Here is a 25,228-nt window from a genome sequence, read left to right as displayed (position 1 = left end):
TAGGTAGCCGGCAACGCGTACGAGGAGATAGAGCTGGAAGTGCGTGCCTTTCGATAGTCTATGGGCGGAATTCGACCGCCTCACCGATAGGCCGATCGAGGTTCGCCGTCACTGTCGGGCTGGGTCCGAGTCCGCGATAGGCGCCACGACAGCGCTCGCGATAGGCGCGCAACGCTTGGTCCATGGCGCCCGGACCGCCACACATTTGCGGATGACGTCCTGCCCGTCTTGGGTTTCAGCAGCGTGCGCCGGCGCTCCGATTTCCGCGACTTTTGGATCCCCTCCAATCGTGACGACCGATTATCGCCTGTCTCCATTTCGACCGTTATCTGGGCGGTAACACTTTTAGAAATCTATGCTGCTGGACATAAGCGGCGACCATACCGAGAATTTACTTTCAAATTCTGGCGGCAAAGTTCTATCGTAAATGAAAATAGGGGATGGGGTATGGAAACGAGTTCGGAGACTGGCGATGCTGCCGGTATATCAGCCGCGCCCGTAATAGAAGTCGTGGCGGACATCGCCGCCAGCTTTACATATGCGTCCTTCCAAAATGCTATTCCGGTGATCCGGTCTATCGCGCTCAACAACCCGACCCAGCAGGGTTTCGAAAAATGCACTCTCGAGCTGACATCGAACCCCCCTTTTTTGCGCGCCAAAAGCTGGACAATTGATCGGATCGTTGCTGGCGACCGGCTTCCCTTAAGCGATCGAAAAATCGATCTCGACGCCGGCTATCTGGCCGGTCTCAACGAGGCTGAGCGCGGGGAGATAACGTTGCGCCTAACCTCAGGAGGCGCAGTGCTGGCCGAGCAGCGCGTTGCGGTGCGCCTGCTTGCCCGCGACGAATGGGGTGGCGTCGTCGATATGGCGCAATTGCTCGCCGCATTCGTCATGCCGAACGACCCGGCGATCGCAGGACTGCTGCGTTCCGCAGCGGAGCTGCTCGCAGCGCATGGTCATCCTTCCAGCCTCGATGGCTATCAAAGCGGCAATCCGCAACGCGCATTCATGCTGGCGGCCGCAATTTATTCGGCCATTGCTGGCCTATCGCTGCATTATGCAGAGCCACCTGCGAGCTTCGAAAGCCGCGGCCAAAAAATTCGACGTCCCTCAATTATTACGGCAGAAAAGCTGGCAACCTGTCTCGATACCAGTCTGTTATTCGCGTCCGCCCTGGAGGCGACGGGCTTGCATCCCGTCGTTTTGATGTTTCAGGGACACGCGGCCGTCGGCGTCTGGATGACACAAAGGACGCTCGCCAACGCCATTGAACCCGATGCCATGGAGGTCCGCAAGGCGCTGGCATCGCGCGAACTCATCGTGTTTGAGACGACAGGCGTGACGCATCGGCCGGCGATGACGTTGGAGGCTGCCCAACACGCAATCGAACAGCGGCTCGACGAAACGCAGGTAGCCACCTTTGTCGCAGCCATCGATATACGCCGCTCGCGCAGCGGCGGCATCACACCGCTTGCTTCGCACGAACCGACGCGCCGCAGCGTGGATGCAGAGGCGGCAACCGAAATCGCGTTGCCGTTGCCAGCCGCACCGGCCGTGGTAGCCCTGCCGGTCGAGATCGTCGAGGTAAAGCCGACGACAGCGGCCGGACGGATCGACCGCTGGCAGAAAAAGCTCCTCGATTTGACACTGCGGAACCGCCTGCTCAATTTTCCGGACTCCAAGAAGACAATTCCGTTTCTTTGTACTGACGTCGGCTACCTCGAGGACCGTCTGATGGCAGGCGCTTCGATCCGGCTGATTTCGCTCCCCGAACAGAATCCACTGGGCGAGCGGGATGCTGTCCTCTATCGCGAGGTGCACGGACGTGACCTCCAGCGTGGCTTTGCCGCGGAAGCGCTTCTGCGCGACGAGCTCCCGTCGACGCTCGATGGGCGTCAATTGGAATCCCGGCTGATCGATCTTTACCGGCAAGTGCGCAACGATTTTGCCGAGGGCGGCGCGAATACGCTCTTCCTGGCGGTCGGCTTCCTGCGCTGGAAGAAGAAGGCCGAGGACGAGCGCAGCTATCGCGCGCCATTGCTGCTCGTACCGGTCAAAATCGAGCGCCGCAGCGCAACATCGCATTTTACCTTGCGCTTCCATGAAGATGAACCGCGATTCAACGCAACCTTGTTGCAGTTTCTCGAACGCGACTTCGAGCTCAAACTGCCACAGTTTTCCGGTGAGCTGCCCGAGGACGAAAGCGGCGTTGATGTGCCGAGGCTGCTCGGTCTTATGCGCCAGGCAGTGCGCGACGTCCCCGGCATGGAGGTGGTGGACGAGACGGCGCTGTCGACCTTTTCCTTCGCCAAGTTTCTCATGTGGAAGGATCTGGTCGAGCGTACCGATGCGCTGCGCGAAAACCGTGTCGTGCGCCATCTGATCGACACGCCGGAGATAGCTTTCGAGGGCAATGGCGCATCATTCCGCGACGAGCGCGAACTCGACCGGCACTATGCCCCGTCCGACATGGTTTTGCTGCTGCCGGCCGACTCCTCACAGACCGCCGCAAGTCTTGCCGCCGCTGAGGGTCGCGATTTTGTCATCATCGGTCCTCCCGGCACTGGCAAGAGCCAGACCATTGCCAACATGATTGCCAACTGTCTTTCAGTTGGCAAAACCGTGCTGTTTGTGGCCGAGAAGACGGCGGCGCTCGATGTGGTGTATCGCCGCCTGCGCGAACATGGCCTGGGCGCGCATTGTCTCGAACTCCATTCCAGCAAGGCGGACCGACGCAACTTTCTCACCCAGCTCAGGATCAGCTGGGAAAGCGGCGTGCGCGTGGACGCAGCGGAGTGGATTGCGATCAACGAGCGGCTTCGCGTCCGTCGCGACGAACTGAATGCCTATGTCGAAGCGCTGCATCGGCACCATGTCAATGGTCTGACGCCTTATCTGGCGCTCGGCATCGCTCTCAAGAACAAGCGGCAGCACGCTCCGAGATTGTCCTGGCCATCGCGCGATTCCCATGACGAGGCAAACCGGCTGGCGCTGGAGCATATTGCCGCCGAAACAGGTCTCGCATTTCAGTCGGTGGAGATGCGGTCGGTCTTGCGTCTTATAGATGTCACCGAGTGGACGTCAGGCTGGCAGGACAATTTGCTCGAAGGGGCAAAGACCCTCAAGAATGCGTCCGAGGTTCTAGCGACCGCACTCGACGCCTTCCTGGTGAGCATCGGCCTGCGCGCCAAAGGCGACGCGTCAAAAGCGGAGCTCGAAGCGCTGCGAAAACTAGCAGCGGCACTCCAGGACAGTGCCGGCTATGACGTCAGCATTGTCTTTGATCGAGATTTCGCCCAGTTGCGGGGAGCCCTCGCCACTCTCAATGAGGCAATCGGAGACTATCGCAAGTCTCGCAAGGACCTGTCGGCCCGCTATGACGAGGCTGCCGTTGCGCGCATACGGGTGGAGGACATAGAGCAGCAATGGCAGCAGGCCGCTTCTGCATTCTGGCCAAACAGTCAGTTGGGCAAACGCAAAGTCCAGAAGCTGCTTCAAGGCTATGTCACAGAGGGGGTAGCCGATCCTCAGCACGACTTGCTGCTGTTGCGCCTGATGCAGGACCGCCGGGCCACTGTCGAAGCCAACATCCTATCTGGGAAGCCGATCGGATTTGCCGCACTTGATACCGACACCCACCGTATCGATCAGATACTCTCGATGGCCGAAAGGCTTCGACAGACGCTACGCCTGCCCGGCCTCGGCACGGAGGATTTCAAAGCGCTCCTGCAAGCAACCGCCCCGAGCCTGCGAAGCGGTGCAGCAGATAGCACGATGCGCTATGGGGCAGCCCGCTTCCTTGCGGCTTCTGCAGCATTCGAGGCTGCCAAGACCCAATTTGCGATCCCTGCTGGAAAGACGCCTTCTTGGGCAGAACATGATAACCCGCTGACCGAATTGACGACTGCGATGGGAGACTTGCTCGACGCCCGTCATCTTCTCCGGGACTGGACTTCGTGGTGCGGCATTCGTCGCAGGGCTGTCAGTCACAATCTGGGAGCGTTGGTCGACGATATCGAGGCGGGTCTAGTGCGACCAGCTGAAGCTCAATCCGCGTTCCGCCTGGCCTATGTACGCTGGTGGCTGCCGGCCACGCTGGATGCCGATCCGGTGCTGCGGAATTTCCGTCGCTTCCAGCACGAGCACGCCATCGAAGATTTCCGGGAAATCGACGATCTTGTCCGCGCTCAAGCAAGCCTTCGCGTCATCAGTGCCATCGCTCATGGTTTGCCGGCTGTGCAAGGCGTCCCGCGCAATTCCGAGTTGGGCCTGTTGCGCCATCAGATGGAATTGCAGCGGCCCAGCCGGTCAATCCGCGAGATGATTGGCGCGATGCCGACGAGCTTTGCCAAGCTCGCGCCGTGCATGCTGATGTCCCCTCTTTCAATCGCTCAATATCTACCGCCCGACCAAGCCCTGTTCGACGTGGTGATTTTCGACGAAGCATCGCAGATCACCACCTGGGACGCCGTCGGTGCCATCGCGCGAGCCCATCAAACCATAATCGTAGGCGATCCCAAGCAGTTGCCGCCCACCAATTTCTTTGGCCGCAACGAGGAGGACGAGGAAGTCGTCGAACACGAAAAGGATCTTGAGAGCATTCTCGACGAAGCCAAAGCGGCCGGCATCCCGGTACGTGACCTGCGCTGGCATTATCGTAGCCGCAATGAGTCGCTGATCGCCTTTTCCAACCATCACTACTATCAGAACCGGCTCATCACATTCCCTTCGCCAACGGTGGAAGATCGGGCAGTTCAGCTGCGAAAAATCACGACCGGCATCTATGACCGTGGCAAAAGCCGCACCAATCGAATCGAAGCCCAAGCGGTAACCGACGAGGCGGTCAGCAGGATGCGGCGTTGGCTGGCCCTACCGGAAAAGGACCGACCCACGCTCGGAGTCATCACTTTCAACGCGCAACAGCAGTCGCTCATCCTCGACCTTTTCGACAAGGCACGCCAGACAGAGCCGGAGCTTGAATGGTTCTTTGCCGACGAGCGTATTGAGCCCGCCATCGTCAAGAATCTGGAAAATGTCCAAGGGGACGAGCGTGACATAATCCTGTTTTCGATCACCTTTTCGCAAGATAATGCCGGCAAGCGCAGCATGGATTTCGGCGCGCTGAATCGGGACGGCGGCGAACGCCGGCTGAATGTCGCGGTGACGCGTGCGCGGCAGGAACTGATCGTATTTTCAGGTTTTGCCGCCGACCAGATCGACCCCAACCGAACCAAAGCGATCGGCGTACAGCATCTCAAAGCCTTTCTCGATTTTGCCGAACGCGGCGCTGTGGCATTGCCAGCGCAGGAACGCGGATCGGTCGGAGCCCTGGAATCCCCTTTCGAGGAGGCCGTCGCTGCCGAGCTTGAGAAGCGCGGATGGACCATCGTTCCTCAAGTCGGCATTTCGGGCTTTCGAGTGGATATAGGGATCCGGCATCCCGATCTCGCCGGCGCCTATCTGGCTGGGGTCGAATGCGACGGCGCGACCTATCACAGTTCTGCCACGGCGCGAGATCGAGACAAGGTCCGCGAGCAGGTCCTGCGCGGCCTCGGGTGGAACATTGTCCGGGTATGGTCAACCGATTGGTGGTTTGATCTCGAAGGTTGCACCGAGAGGCTTCATGCCAGCCTGGCCGCGCTGCTCGAGGAAAGCCGTCGCAAACAGGCTGAACAACAGGAAAGTGAAGCCGCGATCCATTGGGACATGGGACATAAGGTCGACCCCATGGACCCATTGCCAGCCGAAGACCTAGCATCGGCCGGCGAACCGGAACATCCGTCGATAAAATCAGAGCCAGAACTTGTCGCCGCTCCCCTCGCGACGGGAGAGCGCCCATCGGCATCTGCAGGAATTTTGCCTGCGGCCGCGCATTCGACGCATGATACCGTACCGACGGGCGGCCGTTATCGCCTGACTGATCTAACCGGATTTTCCACCAGCCCGGATCAGTTTTATGACTTCGTCTACCGAGGCACGCTGCGGTCCATGGTCGACGCGGTGATCGAGCAGGAAGGACCTCTGCGAGATGACGTCCTTGCGCAGCGCATCGCACGGGCGCATGGCTGGCTCAGAACGGGCAACAAGATTCGGGAGCGGATCGACCTGCATCTGCGCGAGTTCGATAGAACTGAAGAATCCAGCGGCAGCTTCCTATGGAAGAGAGGGACGGTGGTCGACCTGCTTGATTATCGCATGCCGTTCGATGCCGATGCCCGCCGGTCCATTGCCGACATTCCAATCGCCGAGCTGGCCGCTGTCGTCGTTGCGAACGAGGACATTCTGGAACAGTCCGACCCCGCTCTCGACCTTGCACGTCTGCTCGGTGTCGAGCGACTTGCGGCGATTTCACGCTCCCGGCTGGATGAAGCCATCGATCGCGCCCAGCGCAACCTGGCATCGACATAGTCTCGGAGACTCCATGTTTCGATTCATCCACAGCTCCGATCTTCATATCGGCAAGCGGTTCGGCAACATGCCAGAGGATCTGCGCGGGCGGCTCCGTGAAGCGCGCCATGGCGCGATCAGCCGGCTGGCAGAGCAGGCACGCGTCCATGGTGCATCCACCATACTTCTGGCCGGCGATACGTTCGATACCGAAACGCCCACTCCAGCGATGTTGCGGCAGGCCATGGCCGAGATGAGCCAGAGCGCGCCTCTGCGCTGGATATTGCTGCCTGGCAACCATGATTCCCTGTTGGCTGATCAATTGTGGAGTGCAGCGGACAGCGTTGTGCCGGACAATGTCCTGCTGGCGACGCGGCCCGAAACCCTGACCATTGGCGCGGACGTGGCGCTGCTGCCTGCACCTTGCACCACCCGCAGACCCGGTCGCGACCTTACCGAGTGGATGAACAGCGCCGCGACGCCGCAAGGCGCCATCCGGCTCGGCCTTGCTCATGGCGCTATTCAGAACTTTTCCGAAGATTCAGCAGCGTCCGATGTCATTGCACCAGATCGCGCGACTAAGGCCGGCCTCGATTATCTGGCACTTGGCGACTGGCACGGACCCGTCACCATCAATGAGCGCAGCCGTTATAGCGGTGCGCCCGAACCTGACCGTTTCAAGCATGATACACCCGGTCAGGCCCTTGTCGTTTCCATTGCCGGGCCTGGCGCCGTGCCCGAGATCGTGGCCGTTGAAACAGCTAGCTTTTCCTGGAAAACCGCTCCCCTGCATCTGCTGTCTGGCGACGACAGCGCCGCGGCATTTGAAGCGTTGCTTCCACCGGCTCATCTGCGGCGTCAGACTTTGCTGCGAATTGCCGCGTCTGGCCGGGTGCGGTTAAGTGGGCGAACGATCCTTCAAGCGGCGATCGCGGTAGCCGCGCCCGACTTCGCCTATCTGGAACTGGACGGGGACGGGCTCGCGACCGACTGCGAAAGTGGCGATTTGGATCGGATCGACCGCTCTGGTGCCCTTCGCGAGGCAGCGCAGGCACTGTTGGATGAAAGCAGCGACGAAACCCGGTCGGCTGTCGAACGCGACATATCGCGAGAAGCACTGGTTCGGTTGTTCAGCTATTGCGAGGCGATGGGATCATGAAACTTACGGCCCTTCGGCTCCACAACGTCAAACGGTTCGCCGGGCAAGGCGTCGCCATCGAAAACATCGGCGACGGCGTCAACGTGCTTTGCGCGGTCAATGAGTTCGGCAAATCAACCTTCTTCGAAGCGCTGCACGCACTCTTTTTCCAGCCTCACACGGGCACACCCGAAGGCGTGCGACTGTTGCGGCCTTACAGTGGGGGCAATCCGGTGGTGGAGGCCGACATCACCACTTCAGAAGGACGCTATCGACTTGCCAAGCAGTTTTATGGCGGCAGGCTGGCCAGCGTTATTGACCTCGACGGCGGGCGACTGTTGGCTCAAGCCGATGAGGCCGAAGCCTTTATCGGCAAACTAATCCATGGCGGAAGCGCAGGACCGGCAGGATTGCTCTGGGTTCGCCAAGGGGTCACCGGCATCGAAAGGCGCAGCAAAAGCGAGGAGGACGGCGAAAAACGCGTGCGCGAAAGCCTACTGTCCTCGGTTCAGGGGGAAGTTGAAGCCCTGACCGGCGGGCGACGCATGGCCGAAATCGCCGCGGCATGTGAAGAAGAACTCTATAGCCTGGTTACGTCAACGCTGCGTCCCAAGAGCGGCGGTCTCTATGCGGCAGCGCTCGACGAGCGTGACAAGCTGGTGAAAGACGAGCAGCGTCTCAGCGCCGAAGTCACCGGTCTGCGCGATTCGCTCGACAAGCGGCGCATGGCGTTGGCGCGTCTGTCTGAGCTTGAAAACCCCGAAGAAGGCGCCACTCGGCGGGAAGCCATCTCGGCCGCGGAAGCCGCAGTCGAGGCCGCCAAATCGCACAGCGAAGCCTTGAAAGCCGCCGAGGCGGAAGCTGCCCTTGCCGCAATTCACCACGACGCGGCGCAGCAGGCCCTCGATAGTTTTCGGACCGCGCTCAAACGAGCCACGGATTTGCGCCAGCAGTCGACGATTGCGCAGCTTCGCCGCAGTGAGGTTCTCGATCGGCGCGCTTCTGCCATTGCCGAAAACGAACAAGCGATGGGCGAAGTTCAAGCAGCCGAACTGGAAGAGCGCGAAGCACGCGAATTGCTCGCGCGGCTGGATGCGACTCTTTTGGCGCGTGACGCTGCCGAACAACTGGCCGGCTCGGACAACCGGTTGAAACAAGCCGAAGTCGCCAGAACCCAGATCGAAGATGGAGAGGCAGCACTGGCGATGCTGGCGGTGCCGGAACAAGCTGTCGAGCAACTCCAGGCGCTCGAAATCGAGATCGCCAGCCTTCGTGCAGCTCACCTGGCAACCCTGCCGACGCTATGCATGGAATACCGGGACGGCGCCGCCGATTTGGTGACCATCGATGCCAAGCCCTTGCCCCATGCAGAAGACCAAAGCTTTGCTGGCACCGTACGCCTGGATATTGCCGGCATCGGAGCCTTGACCCTGCGATCGAATCGGCCGCAGCAGGCCGACCGGACCATCGAAGACGCCGAAGCGAAGCACCGCAGCCTGCTTGCGTCCCTCGGTGTCGATAGCCTCAGGACGGCACGCCAGCGCCTAGTGGAAGCGCGCGACAAAGCTACCGAACTGGGCTTGGCGCGTCAGCGACTTGCCGATCTCGCGCCCAAGGGGATACAGCAATTACACGAGGAGCTTGCTCGTCTGAGTGCCCTCGGGGCCGGGGACCTCGAACTCAAAGTCGATCCAGAACAGATCCGGCAACATCATGCCGCAGCCGAGCAGCGTGTGGCGACAACACGCAACAGCGTGCGCGAGGCCTTGCCTTTGCGCAGCCATGCCGACGAGGCTGTCATGGCTGCGGAGACGGCTTATGTCACCATCCAGGCGGAACTGACCAGCCTCGAGGTCATATTGGGACCCGATGCAGCGCGCGAGGAAAAGGGGCGCTTGCTGCTCACCGAGGCCACCGCACGACAAAAGCTGCGCGAAGCGGCCGAAATGCGCGCTGCTCCCCTGCGCGACGGCGCTCGCGATCTCACCAGCGCTGAAGCCGTTCTGCGCCGCGCCCGTTCGGTTCAGGATGCCGCCACACAGGAAGCAAGTCAGTTGCGTGTAACCCTGGCCGATCTCAATGGCCATATTCGCACTCGGTCCGACGACGCGGTGGAAGAAGCTTTGCGCGAGGCCACAGAAAAATTGGAAATCGCTGGAGAGCGAGCGAGACGCTTCGAATTCGAAAAAGCCGTCCTCGACCGGCTGCGCACGACGCTGGTCGCTGCGCGCTCGACGGCACGCGATCTTTATCTGAAGCCGGTCATGTCCGAGCTGCGACCGCTGCTTGGATTGCTATTCGATGACATCTCCATAGTGTTCGACGAGAACACACTGTTGCCACAGACCGTTCGCCGCAATGGTCAGGATGAGGATGTCGATAGGTTGAGTGGCGGCATGCGAGAACAGCTTTCGGTTCTGACACGTCTGGCCTTCGCCCGTTTGCTTGCCCGCGACGGCCGACCCACACCGGTTATCCTGGATGACGCTTTGGTTTATTCCGATGACGACCGCATCGAGCGCATGTTCGACGCTTTGCATCGTCAATCACACGATCAGCAGATTCTCGTTTTCTCCTGCCGCCAACGCGCGTTTGCAAAACTCGGCGGTAACATTTTGCAGATGAGCGACTGGCAACCGGGTCGGTCATAAGCGGAGATCGCGCAGCCTCAGCTAGGGCGACGGCAGATCGTATCGTGTTACGATTGCAATGCCGTTTTCGATCTCGATTTCGATAACTTCATTAATCAGGAATTCCTCTGGGCCAAGATCCTCGAGGAGAGCATCGAAGAGCTCTCTCTGTTTTTCAGGCCCGACCTGAGGGACGACGATAATCAGGCCGGCGTGAACCGGTTCTTTGGCATAGAGCTTCCTGAAGTCCTTAGCATTGTTGGTGACGAAGGTGAAATCCTCATCGATAATGAGCGGCATGAGGTCCCAGTCGGTTTCGCCGCTTAGCCCAAGCCAGTTGACGTGGTTTGCTTCATGTCCGCGTTCTTGGGCTACCGCAACCAGAGACGTGTGCAGGCACTCATCGATCAGAAACCTCACGAGGTCACACGCGTCTCGACCTGGCCGACGGACCTGGGTCGCCCTTCAAAACCACGCGCTTCGACGACTTTATTTTCACGCCCTGCTCGACCAGCTTCTTAGGCCGCCCACGAACCGGGTGCGCGGCGACCCACATTCTGGCGAGCTCAATCACGCGCGGCGTTAGCTTCGGATATCCCTCCAGAACCTCCGCTTCATCTGCGCCCTGCGCTAGCATCGTCGTGATCATACGAACAGGGATGCGGGTTCCTTTGAAGACAGGCTCTCCGCCCATCACCCCTTTAACGCGGCCGATGGCGGCCTCCGCTTCATCAAGATCCACGATGCGCGCTTTGAGCTGTTTACGTGCCTCGGCGACGTCGACGATCAGCAGGTCGTCGGCCCTTACGGTCTTGGCCCTTGGGGCAGCTTTGATTTCCTCGAACAGGCGGTAGCGACGATCAGCGGGCAATGTCGCACCCACGCCATACCAAAGCTTGAGCCGCAGCAAATCCTCGCCGGTCAATGCCCGTCGGACGACCCCACCGATGCGCCGAGCAGTGCTTGGCACAGTATCGACAATGCGTTTGTCGATCGCATTGTGCACGGCCTTGATTCCTATCCCGCTGACGGCGGCTGCCTCTGCGGGGGTGTAGATGCGAGCAAGTGTGCCCATTATTCTTCTCCTTATAAAGAATAATATAGGCCGTTTGACCCCCTCCGTAAAGGCACGCGTCTTTGGAATCACGGCGGTTAGCAAAGGCGGTGGTGAGCCGAGAGGCCTCACAAACCCTTGGGGCTCGAGATGGCAGACTCGGCGCAGTATAATTGCGCTAACTATCGAATTTGCAGTTGGCGACAAACGACACACGAGTTCGTCGCGGACTTTTAACTCTGCGAAGGCGCGTCTTCGAGCGCTTTGAAACCCTACACCCATCTGCAGGCCATCTGTATCAAGCTTTGGACCAAAACCGTTTCCATCGCTCACGAGCGTTCTCTCTGGGGGTCTCAAGTGGGGCTTGCCCATGGCCACGAATTTTTGGGCGACAGCGGTGCAGAGGCCGCATACCGCTGCCTGCTTGACGTCGCTGACCGTGTCCATGTCCGAAATTTGCCTACAAATTTCGGACGCCCTTGGGCGCGCTAGATTCGCTATGGAAAGCTGGAAGCACTCGCAAGCCCGGTGGCCACAGCGTCTGCAGCGCCAAGCTATTCCTCCGTATCCAAACCCGCATCCTCATGGCCACTAGCCAACTCTGGCATAATTTCACCAGCAAGCAGCTCATCTCTGCTCAGCAGCCCGGCATCCTCGAGCGCCTCGCAGTCCGGGAGATCGCGAAGCGTGTCGAGGCCGAACTCGAGCAGGACGCTTTTGTCGTCACATAGGTGTAGGGAGCGCCGGGCGTCGGACTGCGCGGGTTCGACGCGATCAGGCCGGTGCCGCAGATGGCCGATCAGGTCGCGACTGATTACTTCCCGAAAACCGACGACAATTCGGCGCGGGTAATCGGCTGGAAGTGCCGATGCACATCAGCATCAGCACGTCCGACCACGTCAGGTCCACGGCACGCCCGCTGCTTCCGCAGGCGCGGATGGCATCGGCATAGGCCGGCCGTGTCAGGTGCTTCCAGCCGCCGGCGACAGCGACGAGGTCATAGGGCCGTCCGCGCAGCTCTCGGATGTCGTCGATGAGAAGGTCACGGGCGAGCTCGCGGGAGAGACTGCACCGCAAGCGCGTCCCGCGCGCGCGAACTGCTCGATCAACTGATCTCAGACGACGACGAATCTCGTCCAGATTCCAAAAGCGGTGGCCGCAGCGGCGCTTTGCGGGCTCGCGTTACCACAGATCGCAGAACTGTGATCTCGCCTTGTGCCCGAGACCGCAATCTGGGCTCGCGACGAAGCATATCGCTTGCGATCATCAAAGGACGCGTCGACGCCGTCGGTTGCCTTTTCCACCGCCGCCTCACACATCGTGTTGGGGCTGAAGAGCTACCTGCAAATCCTCGCAACGGGCGCGGCCGCATCCTTGATTTTACAAATTGACACGTCTTGGTTTTTAGAAAATGCCACGTGCGATGATGGCGCCAAAAAAAATGTCACGCGAGATGATCATGCCTGAGGTAAATGGTCCGCCAAAGTTGGGAAAGGTATACCGGTTGAATGGTGGATAGGTACGCCGGATAAAAAGGGCTTCGGGTTCCGGAAGACGAACTAATCGACGGATAGGCGCTGCTCGTGAGGGAAACTGCATGCGCATTACGGTTATGACCATCCAGGGATGTCGGATATGATCTTGAATAGTGACATTGCAGGCCAAAGAGCGGCCGAGAAGCTAGCAGAGGGCCTGAAATCGCAGGGCAAGCAGCAATACGAAGAAAGGTCGAGGGAACGCGAACGAGATGTGTCTCGTTAGGTCGCACGTTGCACCAGGGGTGCGTCGGAAGGCACTCCGCCGTGTCCTGAAGAGGTAGCCTGCACTTGAGAATAGCCACGGTGGTACCTTATTTTCGGCTGTGAAGCACACGAGACCCGCGACGTGAGACCCAGTTGCTCAATACCCAGTTGCTGGGTGAGCGTGCATGACTGCCAACGGAAGGTCTTGCACGCACCCTCGCGATCTTGAGCAATGGTCGCCATGACTTTCTTCTTGCAGGCTTTTGAGTGGCCCAGCCTGCAATCACCAGACCCCACCGACTCTAAAGAGCGTGGCAGACGGGATAGTCGAGGTTGCCCGGCACAATTACGCTCAAGGCTTGCGCCGCCCAGAGGACACGCTGAAAAGGCAGCATGGGCGCGCAAGCACGCCATTCACGAGAGGTTCGACATGAAGACTATGCAAGAAAAAGACATTCCGGCATTCGTGCAAGCAGTTGTGGAGGCCGGCTGCAACATTTGCGCGATTGGCAACTTGGGATATGTCTTTGGCGATGCTGATTTGACGCCGGCGCAACGGAGGTCCGTCGAGCCACAGCTGCGCAGGATTGCTGAGATCTACGGCGAACGCGATCATCTCATGGACGAGATAGCTGTATATCTGCGGTCGATCGGACGCCATGTCGAGGTTGAGCCGAAGACAGGTGTTTCCTGATGGCCGCGATCGATCGCGTTCCGTAGTCGCCATTTCTATTGGGTAACGAGCAGCCGTCTTCCAACCTCTGAAACAAAAAAGAGGTGACCCCCAAAGGCCGCTCTCGAGACCGCAAGTCTGAGCCGCTAACGCATTGCGATAACCAGGCTGTCCGAACTGGGCGTCGATGCCTTCCTCGACCAGGTCGCGGTAGGCGGCGATCTCATCTACCGCATGCATAGCCAAGCCAGAGAAGTTTTCGGCAGCGGAATTCTCGGTCGCTTCCCCTTTTATGACTAGAGGGTGCGGCCGATCCGGCCGCGACGATCTCGCAGGGATTGCCATATACGGCAACACGAACACCGGCGGATCAATACTCGGATAATGGCGGCCGGCTATGTAGCGATCGATCGCGCACCAACATATCAATGCAATAGCTTAGTTGCTTTCAAAGGCGGGTCTCTACGAACTGCAAGCAAGCTAAACGATTGCGTCAACTCTTCCTCGCAGAGCGAAAACTCCGCGCCCACGCGATTTCTCTGCTGGAACAGCGGCACATCCTCAGCGCCAGGACACGGCCGCCGCCGTCGGGTTTTACGAAGCCGGTGATTGCATAAGTTGCCCGCAAGATATCATTGGTATCGGGAACGCCGCCGATGCCGCATCCTGAATAGAGCGGCCGCTTGCACCTGCCAGCCCGACGACCAGATCATATCTGCAACTCCATCTACCTGGACGTGGTGCAAATCACCTCGCTGAAGCCGCAAATCGTCGCCTTCGACCAGGATAACCACATCCGTGACCGCCTGAGCTACTCGGTCGATCTCGACGCACATGGCCGATACAGTTTTTCCATCCTTCACGAAGCGAATGAGACTTTGGCCATTCCAGCCCTGGTCTACGGGGCGTGACTTGTCCCCGATGCATGCGCGAGCTCTCCGCTCGGCCGGCCGCCGGACGTCGCCACCGGCCGAAGGCGCCCGAAGGCGCCCGAAGGCGCTTGACAAAGCAGCACCGGCCCATTCAACTTGAGGCATTCACCAGGGGAGTCCCGGTAAGGGGCTGAGATACTGCTGGCTTTCGCGGCGCAGTGACCCGTTGAACCTGATCCAGTTCATACTGGCGTAGGGACGGTGCAAGCGCTTTGCGGGAGTTTACGCCCGAGGTCCTGCTGCAGCAGGTCTACAGAAGCGTCTTTTCATCCTTCCGGCACAGAACTGGGTCTCCAATGCATGAGCAAAGGAGCCTCACGATGAATGCCCTCACCCCCGCCGTGTCGACGGGACCACTGCCCGCCTCGCGGAAAATCCACAAGCCCGGCGTCCTCTACCCGCAGATCAGGGTGCCGATGCGCGAGATTTCCGTCCATCCGACGGCCGGCGAACCGCCCGTCACCGTCTACGATCCGTCCGGCCCCTACACCGATCCATCAGTCCAAACCAGCATCGAAAAAGGCCTTGCCCGGCTTCGCCACGAATGGGTCACGGCGCGTTGCGATGTCGAAGCCTATGACGGCCGCCACGTCCGGCCGGAAGACAATGGATTCGCCACCGGCGAGCGCCTGACACCGGAATTTCCGATACGCAATCGGCCGCTCAAGGCCAAGCAGGGCAAGGCGGTGACCCAACTTGCCTATGCGCGCGCCGGCATCATCACGCCAGAAATGGAGTTCGTAGCCATCCGCGAGAATCTCGGCCGCGAGGTGATGCGCGGCAAGCTGCAACGCGACGGCGAAGCCTTCGGCGCGGCGATCCCAGATTTCGTCACACCCGAATTCGTGCGCGACGAGGTGGCGCGCGGACGCGCAATCATTCCCGCCAACATCAATCATCCCGAGAGCGAACCGATGATCATCGGGCGAAATTTCCTGGTGAAGATCAACGCCAACATCGGTAACTCGGCTGTCACATCGTCGATGGCCGAAGAGGTCGAAAAGATGGTGTGGGCGATCCGCTGGGGCGCCGATACGGTGATGGACCTGTCGACCGGCCGCAACATCCACAACATCCGCGACTGGATCGTGCGCAATGCACCGGTGCCGATCGGCACGGTGCCGCTCTATCAGGCGCTCGAAAAGGTCGGCGGCATCGCCGAGGACCTCAACTGGGAGGTCTATCGCGACACGCTGATCGAGCAGGCCGAGCAAGGCGTCGACTATTTCACCATCCACGCCGGCGTGCGGCTGCACTACATACCGCTGACCGTCGACCGGGTCACGGGCATCGTCTCGCGCGGCGGCTCGATCATGGCCAAATGGTGCCTGCACCATCACCGGGAGAGCTTCCTCTACGAGCATTTCGAGGAGATCTGCGACATCGCCAGAGCCTATGACGTTTCCTTCTCGCTCGGCGACGGCCTTCGTCCCGGTTCAATCGCCGATGCGAACGACGCGGCGCAATTCGCCGAACTGGAAACACTTGGAGAACTCACCAAGATTGCCTGGGCAAAGGACTGCCAGGTGATGATCGAAGGCCCGGGCCATGTCCCCATGCACAAGATCAGGCAGAACATGGACAAGCAGCTCGCAGTGTGCGGTGAGGCGCCGTTCTACACGTTGGGGCCGCTGACGACCGACATCGCGCCGGGCTATGACCACATCACCTCAGGGATAGGTGCCGCCATGATAGGCTGGTTCGGCACCGCAATGCTTTGCTACGTCACGCCGAAAGAGCATCTCGGCCTTCCCGACCGCAACGACGTCAAGATTGGGGTGATCACTTACAAGATAGCCGCCCATGCAGCCGATCTGGCGAAGGGCCATCCGGCAGCGAAAACCAGGGATGATGCCCTTTCGCGCGCGCGCTTCGAGTTCCGCTGGGAGGACCAGTTCAACCTGTCGCTCGACCCCGAAACCGCACGGTCCTTCCACGACCAGACCTTGCCCAAGGAGGCGCACAAGCTGGCACATTTCTGTTCGATGTGCGGGCCGAAATTCTGCTCCATGCGCATTTCCCACGACATCCGTGCCGAGGCTCAGAAGGAAGGCATGGCGGCAATGGCGGCAAAATACCGGGAGGGCGGCGATCTCTACATGCCGGCGGACGAGACTGGCGTACCGGTCGTGCCGGAGGCTCCCAAACCATCATGAGGGTGCTCGTCAAAGGGGCCGGCGTTGCCGGCCTCACCGTCGCTTTCGAACTCGCCGCCCGCGGCGCGACGGTCACAGTCGCCGAGATGCGGCATGGCCTTGGCGGCAACGCGTCGTGGTTCGCCGGCGGCATGCTGGCGCCATGGTGCGAGCGCGAAAGCGCGGAGCAGCCGGTGCTGGATCTCGGACGCGACGCTGCCGACTGGTGGGATGCGGTGCTGTCGGGTCAGGTGACACGGGCCGGGACATTGGTCGTGGCCGCGCCGCGTGATGCCGGTGAGCTTGACCGGTTCGCCAGTCGCACGTCAGGGCATAGGCGCGTCGATGAAAACGAAATTGCGCTCCTGGAACCCGACCTCGCCGGCCGCTTCCGGCGTGGATTGCTCTTCCCCAACGAGGCTCACCTCGACCCACGCCAGGCGATGGCGGCACTTCATGACAACCTTGCGACCATGGGTGTCAAATTCCACTTCGGCTGCGACGCCCGGCCTGTTTCGGGTTTCGCCCGTCAGATAGACTGCATGGGAATGGCAGCGGCCGATGACAGGCTGCGCGGTGTTCGCGGCGAAATGCTGATCCTTCGCACGCCTGATGTCTCGCTGTCGCGGCCGGTCCGTTTGCTTCATCCACGCTTTCCGCTTTATGCCGTGCCGCGCACCGATCACCGTTTCATGATCGGAGCGACGATGATTGAAAGCCAGAGCGCCGGACCGGTGACGGCGCGTTCCATGATGGAGCTGCTGGGCGCCGCCCATGCCCTCCATCCGGCCTTTGGTGAGGCCGAGATCGTTGAAACCGGTGTGGGTGTCCGTCCGGCATTTCCCGACAATTTGCCACGCGTCGAAACAGACGGTGAGATCATCGCGATCAACGGTCTTTATCGTCACGGTTTTCTCCTCGCCCCCGCCATGGCGCGCCAGGCTGCCGACCTGGTTTTCAGTCAAGACAGAACCAAGGAGCATGCTCATGAAACTGATGGTCAACGGCGAGGCGCGTGAGATTGCCGCCACCACGCTGGCCGAGTTGCTTGCCGCGCTCGACTATGAGGGCGATTGGCTCGCCACCGCCGTCAACAGCGACCTCGTGCACAAAGCCAACCGCGCGGAGTTCCAGTTGAGCGACGGCGACCGGATCGAAATCCTCTCGCCCATGCAGGGCGGCTAGCATGTTGGAGCTTTATGGAACCGAGCTTTCGTCGCGCCTGCTTCTCGGCACGGCTCAGTATCCTTCGCCGGCCATCCTTGCCGATGCAGTCAAGGCGTCGGGCACGTCGGTGGTGACCGTCTCGTTGCGGCGTGAGATGGCGGGCGGTAGAGCCGGCGAACAATTCTGGTCGTTGATCCGCTCGCTGGGCGCCAGAATCCTGCCCAATACCGCCGGCTGCCTCTCCGTCAAGGAAGCCGTCACCACCGCGAAAATGGCGCGCGAGGTCTTCGGCACCAACTGGATCAAGCTCGAAGTGATCGGCAATCACGACACGCTACAGCCGGATGTGTTCGGTCTGGTTGAAGCCGCCCGCATCCTGTGCGAGGACGGCTTTGCGGTATTCCCCTATACCACCGACGATCTCGTTGTCGCCGAGCGGCTGCTGGAAACGGGCTGCAAGGTCCTGATGCCGTGGTGCGCACCGATCGGTTCCGCCTTGGGACCGGTCAACATGACGGCGCTGCGCTCGATGCGCGGATATTTCCCTGGCGTCCCGCTGATTGTGGATGCGGGGCTCGGACGGCCGTCGCACGCGGCCACCGTCATGGAACTCGGCTTTGACGCCGTGCTCCTGAACACAGCGGTCGCCAAGGCGGCATATCCGGTCGGCATGGCGCGTGCTTTCGGTAAGGCGGTCGACGCCGGTCGTGAGGCGTTCAGTTCGGGAATGCTCGAACCGCGCGACGTCGCCGTGCCATCGACACCGATGGTCGGCAGGGCCGTTTTTTCATGAAGCTCGATCCCTTTTATCTGATCGTCGACAGCGCTGCCTGGATCGAACGGCTGGTCCCACTCGGAGTCCGGCTTCTGCAACTGCGCATCAAGACCGTGGATGAGGCTGGGTTGCGCGCGGAGATCCGCACCGCGAAGGCCTTGTGTGCTCGATACCAGTGCCAACTCATCGTCAACGACCACTGGCGCCTGGCAATCGAGGAAGGCTGCGACTTCATACATCTCGGCCAGGAGGATTTGCAGACCGCTGACCTCTTGGCGATACGGGCAGCCGGCGTAAGGCTCGGACTGAGCACACATGATCATCAGGAGCTGGAAACGGCGATGGCCGCCGAGCCTGACTACATAGCGCTTGGACCCATCTATCCGACCATCCTGAAGAAGATGAAATGGGCGCCGCAAGGGGTCGAACGGATCAGCGAATGGAAGCGCCAGGTCGCGCCGTTTCAATTGGTCGCCATTGGTGGCCTCAACCCTGAGCGGCTCGACGGTGTCTTTGCGGCTGGCGCGGACAGCGCGGCGGTGGTGACCGACATCACGCTCAACGACGACCCCGAGGCGCGCACGCGAGAATGGATCGAAAAGACGGACCAATGGCGCTGAGGCGAGAACCACATGTGCTTGTCGTCGGTGGATCGGACTCCAGTGGCGGTGCTGGAATTGCACGCGATATCGAGACGATCTCTGCCATTGGCGTGCGCACCTGTCTCGCCGTCACAGCGCTAACGGTGCAAACGCATGACGCCGTGATCGAAATCTATTATTCGCCACCTAGCCTGGTGGCCAATCAGATGTGCGCCGCGCTGCAGGCCAACGACGTGGCCACAATCAAGATCGGCATGCTGGCGACTGCCAAGATCATTGTTGCCGTTGCCGCAGTGCTGCGCAAATTTCCGCATGTCCCCGCAGTACTCGACCCTGTGCTGGCCTCCACCTCAGGCCGCGCACTTCTGCAAGCAGGCGCTATCGCTGCCATGAAGCGCGATCTTATGCCGCTTTGCTGCATTGTCACGCCCAACCTCCCTGAACTGGCGCTCCTTAGTGGCTCCGAACTGGCAGTGGATGAGGACGGAGCGCTCCAACAAGGAAAAAGACTGCTGGCCGCCGGCCCTCAAGCCCTGCTGATCAAGGGTGGGCATGCGTCGGGAACCCGGTCGACCGATATTCTGTTACGCTCCGGGCACGAACCCATCCGCTTCGATGCACCGCGCCTTGCCACATCGATGCGCGGGACAGGTTGCATGCTGGCCAGCGCGATTGCGGCGCATCTGGCGAAGCCGAAGCCGCTCGAAGACAGCGTGCGCGAAGGCAAGCTGTTTGTCTTGGAGAGGCTTCAGAAATGCCGGCTGAATAACCACAGCGTTCTGCGTCCAGCCAAGCAGACCCATTTTCCAGAATTTTTCCCGTAGCGAGACTAGAGAAGGGGCTACTGCTTCTCTATGCCATCCTCACAACGCGTTGAGTTTCTCACTGCCAATTATGCGACTTTCGAGGTGCAAATAGCGAATATCGAGTTCTTAGTGACAGAAACGACCGGAATTGGTTGCGTGGATCACCAGGTCGCTACCGATTGGGTCAGCGACTCAATAGAACGTCACATCTCTGTCCACACTCGAGCTTATTTGCCGCAAACGCGTCGAGCCCCGCGTCAATCGGTCTTATAATAGTATCCGGGGCAGCTCCAAAGCTGTGGCATCGGCTACCCGCCGGCCGTGGCGCTTGCTGTTCGAGCGTCGGACGCCGCCTGCCATTGAACATCTGATGGGCTATTGGGTGGCGGCGACACACTCATCCAGGTGCAACTGGCTTTTTCAACTCGGGAACCAGCAGAAGCCTTCGCTGCGTCGCAACATTTGGATTATGTCGTACAGCCCGATCTTCCAGAGAAAACAAGACCTAACGTTCGAAACCTGTCACGCAACCAACCACCGAATGAAAGATCCAGCGTGCGATCGCAGGGAGGTAAGAATAACCGGTCTGGCTTTCCTATCGCCGGTCCAGGTTAAGACCAACGACGTCGTCACGACATCAACACAGTGCGCGAAGCGCTCGTATTCCTGAATCAGTGGCCAAAAGCGCGTCGGGGACCGGTATTCAGTTGCGCGGTGAGAAGCAGCAACGCAGCGATCGCCGGACAGATGACACCCGAGCAGGCGCGGCAAGCATTGTGGGATTTGCCAGGATTGCCGGCGTGCTGGCCAAATCTGATTTCGTCGTTGGTGGCGACTGATTTAAAGCTGCAGGAAGATCACCGCCGGTAACGCGTTGGCCCGCTGCTCGCCAAGACGGAAAGAACGCCGCCTTGTGAGTTCCAATAATGGGCGATGCGGGAATTGCACATGTCTGTGCCCATCTGTCCGGCCGAAATGCAAATGGCGTCACTGGCGAAGGTCAGCGAACGCGGCACGCAGGGCTGGATTCTTTTGACTTGCGGCAAGCCGACATAGGTGCTGGCTTGATGTCTCGGTCACTGCGACGTGTCATGCCGATTCATTCGTCAGCTACCATGACGATGCGGCGCGTCGCCTGCGATCAGTTGATCGAACCGCGGTGCAATTCGGGACGCTTCGTCGATCCCGACAGTTGCGCAAAGGGAAGCCAAATCAGCGACTAGAGGCAACGTGGCTACGGATTCGAAGGGACCCCGCTGTTGCCGAAGAGGTGACTGGTGGAATGTCAAAGATCACCTCGTGAAAGGCCATTTGGGGCCACCTAATGATAAAGCCGGATGCCGCTATCGGGTCCTGGCACGGGAATGACGGTCCGGCCCTACGGTGGATCGAGTTCGGTTCATGTCGCTTCGCAAGGAGGATGTGTTCCGGCGTCTGCCCGAACCCCTCTTTCTCGCATTCTGCGAGGTTGCGCGATCGGGCCGCTCGGTCTCTGTGCTGATCGCCCCTCCTGTTGCCATCGATCGATTCCGCTTCCGGTGCGCACGCACGTGTCGCGCGTGGCAATCATGCAAGGTCGTGAATCATAGGAGGATGTACATGCTTTTGTCGGATTTCGGCCGCATCGGGTTCGATCCGTTTGTGGAAATGCGGCGCATGCAACAGGAAGTAAACCAGCGTTTGGCCGGGCTGACCGCCAGCGCCGCTCAGGAGTTTCCGCCGATCAATCTTTGGACTGGCGAGGACAGCGTGGCGGTGGCCGCGGAACTGCCGGGGATATCACCTGACGAAATCGGCCTCACGGTGCGCGAGAACATTCTGACATTGAAGGGAACGCGCGAGCCTCGAACGGAGGACGAGAAATCCGTCTGGCACCGCCGTGAGCGCGCCTATGGGACCTTCTCCCGGACAGTGCAATTGCCATTCCGCGTCGACCCGGAACGGGTCGAGGCGCGTTTCGCCAACGGGCTGCTCGAAGTCGAGTTGCACCGGCCGGAGGCGGATCGGCCGAAGAAGATCCAGATCAAGGGATAGAGGGAGGCAAGCATGGCTCAGGAACGCGGATCGGCCGTCGCACCATGCTGCTCAATGCCCGCAAGGTGCTTTACGACCATAGTTCGGCCATCACCATCCTTCTCGCCTTCAATGACATAACGGCCCGTCGTATCATCGAGCGGGAGAAGGAAGAACTGCTCGGTCGCACCGAAGACCTGCTTCGGCAGAAAGACGTCCTGCTGCGCGAGATGGAGCATCGGGTTGCCAACAGCCTGCAGATCATTGCCTCGATCCTGTTGCTGAAGGCACGCTCGGTGACGTCGGAAGAGACGCGCCAGCATCTCAAGGACGCCCATCAGCGCGTTCTGTCCGTGGCCGAGGTGCAACGCCATCTCCACACCTCCGCCGGCGTCGACGAGATCGATGTCGGCTCTTACCTACCGAAATTGTGCAGCAGCCTCGCCTCGTCGATGGTCGGCGAAGCCCAGCCGATCACGGTCACCGTAATGGCCGAAGGCGGCAGGATAGATTCGCAAAGGGCAGTCAGTCTGGGACTAATTGTCACCGAACTCGTGCTCAACGCCATCAAATATGCTTTCCCCAAGAAGAGAACCGGCGCTCGCATCCAGGTGAGCTACGAGACCGCGGGCAGTGACTGGAAACTGACGGTTTCGGACAATGGCGTCGGCAAGATCGCCAACGACGTACCGGCTACCGGACTTGGAACAGCCATCGTCGAAGCACTGGTGAAACAACTGGAGGCCAGGGTGGAGATTATCAGCGATATTGACGGCACCAGCGTGTCGGTCACCCGGGCGACGTTCACCTCGCGCGTGCCGCGAGCGGCGTAAAAACCGTTACTACGATGCTGCCTTCCGGACATCGCCTGATGTCCAGGGGATCTTCTGCCGCCACGGCCTTGTCCCCGGAGCGCAGGACTGCCAGTCGCATCGCATAAGCCGAAACCTCTCAGTCGGTTGAGGGCGCTTCCGATGGCCAAGATCCGCTTTTTTGGCGTTCAGCCGGTGGGACCAAGCTCTGAAGCTGACGCTGCGCAGGTCTTTGCGTGGATGACTCGGTGCGGTCGGTAAACTCGAAGTGGCGGTTGTGTGCGTCAAGTTCTGCAAAATGGGGCGGCCACGATGCTGGTCATGCGGCTTGGCGTAGAGCGAGCTTCTTGTGCTCGCGCAGGTCGTCAATGTTGATGTAGGGCCTCCATCCAGTTTTCGTTGGTTTCGACAGCCGGCGCCCTGACGAGGCGCAGGCAGCTTTCGGCGTTGGGGAAGATGCGCACGACATAGGTGCGCCGGCGGATTTCCTCATTGAGCCGTTCAAGCATGTTGGTGCTCTTGAGATGCTTGTGATGCTGGCGCGGCAGGCAAAAGAAGGTCAGCGTGCGCTCGATGGTCTCCTCCACCGTCGTCCATCTCGGCCTCGAGCACCTCCTGCATCACCGCACGGATCATTTCGTGAAGTCCGTCCGGGTCTGAAAGCAGAATGTCTTTGACGGCAGCGCTGGCGGTCTTACTTTCAATCTTGGTCATGGTGGCGTTCCTTCGCGGGAATCGGCGACATGAACAATCACCAGATCCCATGGCGACGGATGGATAGCGGCGCGTGCTCTGGCAGAGTGACGCTGCTAACAAACACCCCGCGGAGGAACACCATGCATGTAGTGGCCGACCGATCCGAAACTCTGACTGCTATCCGGACTGGTCTGGGCGCAATCTTCGTATCGCTGGAGCTCAGCCGTTCAACCTGGCTGATCTCGTCGTTGTCGCCAGGTGGCGGCGAGAAGTTGTCGAAACACAGTGTCCCCAGTGGTGATTTATCCGCCTTGTTCCGTCGCTTCGATAGCGTGCGAGAGAAGGCAAGAGCACGCATGGGGCCAGACTTCCCCGTCGTCGCTATCCAGGAAGCCGGGCTCGATGGCTCCTGGATCCATCGGGTTCTGAGCAAGGCGGGGATCGAGAGCTACGTCGTTGATCCCGCTTCTATCGCAGTGTCTCGTCGCAGTCGCCGAGCCAAAACCGATAAGATCGATGGTGAAACGCTCGTCTCTCCTTGCCTTCAAGCGAGGCGAACCGCGCATATGTGCAATGGTCAAAGAGCCAACACCGGAGCAGGAGGATCGCCGGCGTATCTGTCGTGAACGCAAGGTACTGACGACCGAACGGGTATATAAAACGCCGCTCACTCAGAATGGTCTCGTCGCCCGAGCCCAGCGGCCGTAGGCGGGATGTTGGTGCAGCCGTGAAGAGCAGCGACCGAATGTGAGGTTGATCTGCTCGGTTACGAGCAGAGTCCTGCAAGTCGGGTTCAACCTGGATCCCATAATCGATATGACAAGCTAATCCCACTTTGACCGGCGCTCAGCACACCTAATTTCGAGCCGCGCCGACCTACACACCCGCTATCGACATGATCCGAGTGGCGGCCTGAACTAGGCCGGCAAACTCATGTTCGTTGGCACTGTTTTTCGCTTGCATCCCGGTTAGGCGGGGACAGACGCCCTACTGCGACGCCTGCCCGGCTTGTCCGTGTCTCGCTCGCCTGACGTTTCGGGTTCGGTCTCAATGATCTCGCCCGCCACCACGGCGCGGGTCCGCTCCAGCATCGCGGGGATGTCCCGCGCGGGCAGCGGGCGGCTGAGCAGGAAGCCCTGCGCCTCGGTGCAGCCTTCTCTTCGGACCCGTTCCAGCTGCTCCACGGTCTCGACGCCCTCGGCGGTGGTCTGCATCCCGAGGCTGTTGCCGAGGCTCGTGACCGCTCGAATGATGGCGACGGAACTGTCGATATCTCCGGCGTCCGTGATGAAGGATTGATCGATCTTGATCTTGTCGAATGGGAACGAGCGCAGATAGCTCAAGCTCGAATATCCGGTTCCGAAGTCGTCCATCGCGATATGAACGCCGAGCATGTGGATATGTTGCAGCATCGAGAGAGTCGCCTGGCTGTTGGCCAGCAGCACTGTCTCGGTGATCTCAAGCTCAAGCCGGCTGGGGGGCAGTCCCGAGATATCCAATGCCTCGACGATGGTGGAGAGCAAGCGCGCGTTGCGAAATTGCGCCGGGCACAGATTGACGGCGACCTTGATGCTACCGGGCCAGCTTGCCGCGTCGAGACAGGCTTGCCATTCACCGATCGGACATGAGGCCGATCTGGCCAATGAAAAGACGGCTAACAAAC

At 60.1% G+C, this 25,228-nt stretch carries 17 protein-coding genes, 5 pseudogenes and 1 riboswitch; of the genes and pseudogenes, 16 read left to right on the top strand and 6 right to left on the bottom strand.

Annotated features, from left to right (window positions below; genetic code table 11):
• Window positions 1-447 precede the first annotated feature (447 nt).
• The 3 genes from EJ071_RS06450 to EJ071_RS06440 are packed head-to-tail and all read left to right on the top strand — an operon-like array spanning window position 448 to window position 10,179.
• Window positions 448-6,411, top strand: a complete 5,964-nt coding sequence (locus tag EJ071_RS06450; protein ID WP_126057627.1) for a DUF3320 domain-containing protein — start codon at window positions 448-450, stop codon at window positions 6,409-6,411.
• Between the two features lie 13 nt (window positions 6,412-6,424).
• Complete coding sequence (locus EJ071_RS06445; RefSeq protein WP_126057626.1) at window positions 6,425-7,549, top strand: DNA repair exonuclease; 1,125 nt, start codon at window positions 6,425-6,427, stop codon at window positions 7,547-7,549.
• The gene (locus EJ071_RS06440) at window positions 7,546-10,179 is read left to right on the top strand and encodes an ATP-binding protein (protein ID WP_126063810.1); all 2,634 of its coding nucleotides are present in this window, start codon (window positions 7,546-7,548) and stop codon (window positions 10,177-10,179) included. The genes EJ071_RS06445 and EJ071_RS06440 overlap by 4 nt, the downstream gene beginning before the upstream one ends.
• Window positions 10,180-10,200: 21 nt before the next feature.
• Here EJ071_RS06440 and EJ071_RS06435 read toward each other — a convergent pair whose 3' ends face one another.
• The 3 genes and pseudogenes from EJ071_RS06435 to EJ071_RS39185 form a co-directional block, all read right to left on the bottom strand.
• On the bottom strand, window positions 10,201-10,578 hold the full coding sequence (locus tag EJ071_RS06435) for a DUF5615 family PIN-like protein (RefSeq protein ID WP_126057625.1): 378 nt from the start codon (window positions 10,576-10,578) through the stop codon (window positions 10,201-10,203).
• Between the two features lie 4 nt (window positions 10,579-10,582).
• Window positions 10,583-11,233, bottom strand: a complete 651-nt coding sequence (locus EJ071_RS06430; RefSeq protein WP_126057624.1) for a DUF433 domain-containing protein — start codon at window positions 11,231-11,233, stop codon at window positions 10,583-10,585.
• Window positions 11,234-11,766: 533 nt separating this feature from the next.
• A pseudogene (locus tag EJ071_RS39185) lies at window positions 11,767-12,289 on the bottom strand (SMC-Scp complex subunit ScpB).
• A gap of 138 nt (window positions 12,290-12,427) precedes the next feature.
• Between EJ071_RS39185 and EJ071_RS06420 the strand changes: the two are divergent.
• The 12 genes and pseudogenes from EJ071_RS06420 to EJ071_RS06360 form a co-directional block, all read left to right on the top strand.
• Window positions 12,428-12,679, top strand: coding sequence for a hypothetical protein (locus EJ071_RS06420; RefSeq protein ID WP_126057623.1), 252 nt, complete (start codon window positions 12,428-12,430; stop codon window positions 12,677-12,679).
• Window positions 12,680-13,186: 507 nt separating this feature from the next.
• Window positions 13,187-13,648, top strand: a complete 462-nt coding sequence (locus EJ071_RS40210) for a hypothetical protein (protein WP_306283303.1) — start codon at window positions 13,187-13,189, stop codon at window positions 13,646-13,648.
• A 662-nt stretch (window positions 13,649-14,310) separates the two neighbouring features.
• The gene (locus EJ071_RS06410) at window positions 14,311-14,538 is read left to right on the top strand and encodes a hypothetical protein (RefSeq protein ID WP_245454713.1); all 228 of its coding nucleotides are present in this window, start codon (window positions 14,311-14,313) and stop codon (window positions 14,536-14,538) included.
• A 121-nt stretch (window positions 14,539-14,659) separates the two neighbouring features.
• A riboswitch (TPP riboswitch) is annotated at window positions 14,660-14,776 on the top strand.
• 103 nt (window positions 14,777-14,879) lie between these two features.
• On the top strand, window positions 14,880-16,715 hold the full coding sequence (gene thiC / locus EJ071_RS06405) for a phosphomethylpyrimidine synthase ThiC (RefSeq protein ID WP_126063809.1): 1,836 nt from the start codon (window positions 14,880-14,882) through the stop codon (window positions 16,713-16,715).
• On the top strand, window positions 16,712-17,713 hold the full coding sequence (gene thiO, locus EJ071_RS06400) for a glycine oxidase ThiO (RefSeq protein ID WP_126097313.1): 1,002 nt from the start codon (window positions 16,712-16,714) through the stop codon (window positions 17,711-17,713). The genes thiC and thiO overlap by 4 nt, the downstream gene beginning before the upstream one ends.
• A complete protein-coding gene (thiS, locus tag EJ071_RS06395) occupies window positions 17,682-17,879 on the top strand; it encodes a sulfur carrier protein ThiS (RefSeq protein WP_024504260.1) in 198 nt (65 codons plus the stop codon). The genes thiO and thiS overlap by 32 nt, the downstream gene beginning before the upstream one ends.
• 1 nt (window position 17,880) lies before the next feature.
• Window positions 17,881-18,654: a thiazole synthase gene (locus EJ071_RS06390; protein ID WP_126057619.1), complete on the top strand. Its 774-nt coding sequence runs from the start codon at window positions 17,881-17,883 to the stop codon at window positions 18,652-18,654.
• Window positions 18,651-19,256, top strand: coding sequence for a thiamine phosphate synthase (locus EJ071_RS06385; RefSeq protein WP_126057618.1), 606 nt, complete (start codon window positions 18,651-18,653; stop codon window positions 19,254-19,256). The genes EJ071_RS06390 and EJ071_RS06385 overlap by 4 nt, the downstream gene beginning before the upstream one ends.
• Window positions 19,247-20,062, top strand: coding sequence for a hydroxymethylpyrimidine/phosphomethylpyrimidine kinase (locus tag EJ071_RS06380; protein ID WP_126057617.1), 816 nt, complete (start codon window positions 19,247-19,249; stop codon window positions 20,060-20,062). The genes EJ071_RS06385 and EJ071_RS06380 overlap by 10 nt, the downstream gene beginning before the upstream one ends.
• A gap of 627 nt (window positions 20,063-20,689) precedes the next feature.
• Window positions 20,690-20,914: a DUF982 domain-containing protein gene (locus tag EJ071_RS06370; RefSeq protein ID WP_245454712.1), complete on the top strand. Its 225-nt coding sequence runs from the start codon at window positions 20,690-20,692 to the stop codon at window positions 20,912-20,914.
• A 531-nt stretch (window positions 20,915-21,445) separates the two neighbouring features.
• Complete coding sequence (locus EJ071_RS06365; RefSeq protein ID WP_126057616.1) at window positions 21,446-22,078, top strand: Hsp20/alpha crystallin family protein; 633 nt, start codon at window positions 21,446-21,448, stop codon at window positions 22,076-22,078.
• A 29-nt stretch (window positions 22,079-22,107) separates the two neighbouring features.
• A pseudogene (locus EJ071_RS06360) lies at window positions 22,108-22,890 on the top strand (sensor histidine kinase); the annotation flags it as partial.
• A gap of 298 nt (window positions 22,891-23,188) precedes the next feature.
• On the opposite strand, the pseudogene EJ071_RS06355 reads toward EJ071_RS06360, so the two are convergent.
• Together EJ071_RS06355 and EJ071_RS06350 are read right to left on the bottom strand one after the other, a co-directional pair.
• Window positions 23,189-23,471 (bottom strand): annotated as a pseudogene (locus EJ071_RS06355) (transposase); the annotation flags it as partial.
• A complete protein-coding gene (locus EJ071_RS06350) occupies window positions 23,371-23,583 on the bottom strand; it encodes a hypothetical protein (RefSeq protein WP_126057615.1) in 213 nt (70 codons plus the stop codon). The gene EJ071_RS06350 and the pseudogene EJ071_RS06355, both read right to left, overlap by 101 nt.
• 122 nt (window positions 23,584-23,705) lie before the next feature.
• Here EJ071_RS06350 and EJ071_RS38365 point away from each other — a divergent pair.
• Window positions 23,706-24,219, top strand: a pseudogene (locus EJ071_RS38365) (transposase); the annotation flags it as partial.
• Between the two features lie 425 nt (window positions 24,220-24,644).
• Here EJ071_RS38365 and EJ071_RS06340 read toward each other — a convergent pair.
• Window positions 24,645-25,184: pseudogene (locus EJ071_RS06340) on the bottom strand (EAL domain-containing protein); the annotation flags it as partial.
• Between the last annotated feature and the right edge of the window lie 44 nt (window positions 25,185-25,228).

Origin of the sequence: Mesorhizobium sp. M1B.F.Ca.ET.045.04.1.1, from assembly GCF_003952465.1 — a bacterium.
Classification (GTDB): Bacteria; Pseudomonadota; Alphaproteobacteria; order Rhizobiales; family Rhizobiaceae; genus Mesorhizobium; species Mesorhizobium shonense.
Note: the sequence above shows the minus strand (reverse complement) of the source record. Positions and strands in the feature narration are given on the sequence as shown.